3 protein-coding genes are annotated in these 2,568 nt (G+C 33.9%); 2 read left to right on the top strand and 1 reads right to left on the bottom strand.

The window, feature by feature from the left end:
- Both ABZ857_RS44010 and ABZ857_RS44005 read left to right on the top strand, forming a co-directional pair.
- A partial coding sequence (locus ABZ857_RS44010) for a hypothetical protein (RefSeq protein ID WP_357056893.1) occupies positions 1-201 on the top strand: 201 nt, incomplete at its 5' end.
- Positions 202-332: 131 nt separating this feature from the next.
- Positions 333-1,480 (top strand): IS3 family transposase gene (locus tag ABZ857_RS44005; RefSeq protein WP_095586744.1). Its coding sequence is split into 2 segments (ribosomal slippage): positions 333-585 and positions 585-1,480, totalling 1,149 coding nucleotides; the frame shifts between segments, so codons are not numbered across the junction.
- Positions 1,481-2,244: 764 nt separating this feature from the next.
- On the opposite strand, the gene ABZ857_RS44000 is transcribed toward ABZ857_RS44005, so the two are convergent.
- A partial coding sequence (locus tag ABZ857_RS44000; RefSeq protein WP_357056890.1) for an MscL family protein occupies positions 2,245-2,568 on the bottom strand: 324 nt, incomplete at its 5' end.

Here is a 2,568-nt window from a genome sequence, read left to right as displayed (position 1 = left end):
CGATCTTGTCGCTCCGCTTGTCCACCTCAATTGAAAAAATCGGACGTTCTGCCTTTAGGAAAAATCCCTTGCGGTCGTGGTTACTTTGATTTTTTTGATAGAGTTAAGTATTTATCTCTTCCGTCAAATGGAAAGATAGCACGTATGGAAGACTCAAACACACCTTTAGCGATTACTTCTAGTTCTTCCAAGTCATCTTGAATTGGAGCTATACTATAAAAGTGGACAGAAAATTGTGTGTTATAATCTGTCTATTAAGACACAAAAATGAAAGGTGGAAAGGTTATAATAAACTAGACACAAAGTTAAGAGAAATCGTGGAAAGGTTTATTATGGCAAGAAGAAAATTCGATAAACAATTTAAAAATTCTGCAGTAAAACTCATTCTTGAAGAGGGTTACTCTGTTAAAGAAGTCAGCCAAGAGCTTGAGGTTCATGCCAATAGTCTTTATCGCTGGGTTCAAGAAGTTGAAGAATATGGAGAAAGTGCTTTTCCAGGCAATGGGACAGCCCTAGCTGATGCCCAACATAAGATTAAATTGTTAGAGAAAGAAAATCGTTATCTTCAGGAGGAACTTGAACTTCTAAAAAAGTTCCGGGTCTTCTTGAAGCGAAGCAAGTAAAACGTTTTGAATTTCTCTTGAAACATCATGGGAAGATAAAAATTAAGCATGCAGTAAAAGTTCTTAAGGTTTCTCGCTCAGGTTTCTATGAATACATGCATCGTCGTCCTTCAAAACAACAAGTGGAGAGAGAAATTCTCTCAGAGAAGATAAAAGCTGTCTTTCATGAGCATAAGGGACGCTATGGTGCGGTTAGAATTACCAAGGTACTTCATAATACTGGTATTATGACCAACACGAAACGTGTTGGGAAACTGATGCACTTGATGGGACTTTATGCCAAGGGAAGCCGTTATAAATATAAACATTACAACAGAAAAGGAGCTTCGCTTTCAAGACCCAATTTAATTAATCAGATCTTTAAAGCAACAGCTCCTAATAAAGTATGGCTGGGAGACATGACCTATATCCCTACCAAAGAAGGCACCTTATACTTAGCCGTGAATATCGACGTTTTTTCACGTAAGATTGTAGGCTGGTCAATGTCTTCACGGATGCAAGATAAACTGGTGAGGGATTGCTTCTTACAAGCTTGTGGGAAAGAACATCCTCAGCCTGGCTTGATTGTCCATACTGATCAAGGGAGTCAATATACAAGCTCTCGTTATCAATCTACTCTTCGTCAAGTCGGTGCTCAATCTAGCATGAGTCGTAAAGGAAATCCATATGACAATGCAATGATGGAGTCTTTTTATAAGACGCTAAAGAGGGAGCTTATTAATGATGCTCATTTTGAGACAAGAGCTGAGGCTACTCAAGAAATATTTAAATACATTGAGACCTATTACAATACAAAAAGGATGCATTCAGGTCTTGATTACAAGTCTCCAAAAGACTTTGAAAAATATAATTCTTAAATTCTCTTAACTCCGTGTCTAGTTTTTCGTTGACTTTCCATTAAGCGAATGTTAATATAATTATGATAGACTATGCTTATTCCAGAAAAACTTTTCATAAATACTCATGAAAAACATCAACTATTGATGTTTTTCTTATTGACAAATAATATTGAAGTGGTAGAATGGGTACATTATAATAATAACCCCTAAAAATCATTGAATGGTTTTTAATCTACTTAGTAAAAAATCTCTTTCTAACTGAAGGAGTTTTTTTATTAAAAGTGAGCAAAAATTTACGAAAGTTTTTAAAATGAAAATTTTATGTTTTTCACTTCAGAAATGGTATCTTTCCGAAAAACAAAAATTTTTCCGAAACTTATTATTTCTAGAGTGAAAATCATTAAATTCCCTTTTAAAACTTTTTTCTTTTTTATAATGAGAAATCTCTTTCAGTCAGAAGTAAATTTTACTATGGAGATTTTAAAATTAATGACTGAGATTTTTGATGGAAATATTTATTTAAAACTGAACTCAAAAATTATTTTCGAAAGATATTGTTCATTTTGTGTTTAAATATTTGATTGTAGTCCAATAAAATATAAATGAATCTTTATCAATATTTATAAAAAGGAGAAAATTAAAACAAAAAAACTGATCACAGCACATAATGATCAGTTTTTAGCGCCTGCGCTTAGATTAAGAAGAGCAGTTTTTGATTAGTACGGTAAAATAATACCATAGTTAACTGCCAAAATCAATTTATGATAATTTTCTAAGCTTTTTTACTTAGATTTTATTTTTAATAAGTCACGTATCTCAATCAGAGTGTCCAATTCTTTATTTTGATTTTCTTGCTTTTCTTTCTCTTTATGTGGAATTAATCTGTTAACAAACTTTATTATTATGAAAACAACAAATGCAGTAATAACAAAGTTAATGGTATCATTTAAAAAGGCTCCATAAGTGAATTTTGTTTTACCAATATAAAAGTAGAAGTTAGCCAAGGCTGTATGCTCGCCTTGGGAGAGCAGCTCCAGGATCCGGCGTCGCACCGGGTCCCCCAGCGCGTCGAATGCGTGCACGCAGCACACTATGCCGAAGGCCGC

This window comes from Microbispora sp. NPDC046933 (assembly GCF_040644635.1).
Classification (GTDB): domain Bacteria; phylum Actinomycetota; class Actinomycetes; order Streptosporangiales; family Streptosporangiaceae; genus Microbispora.
The sequence above is the reverse complement of the archived record's forward strand: the minus strand, read 5'-3'. Positions and strand labels throughout refer to the sequence as shown.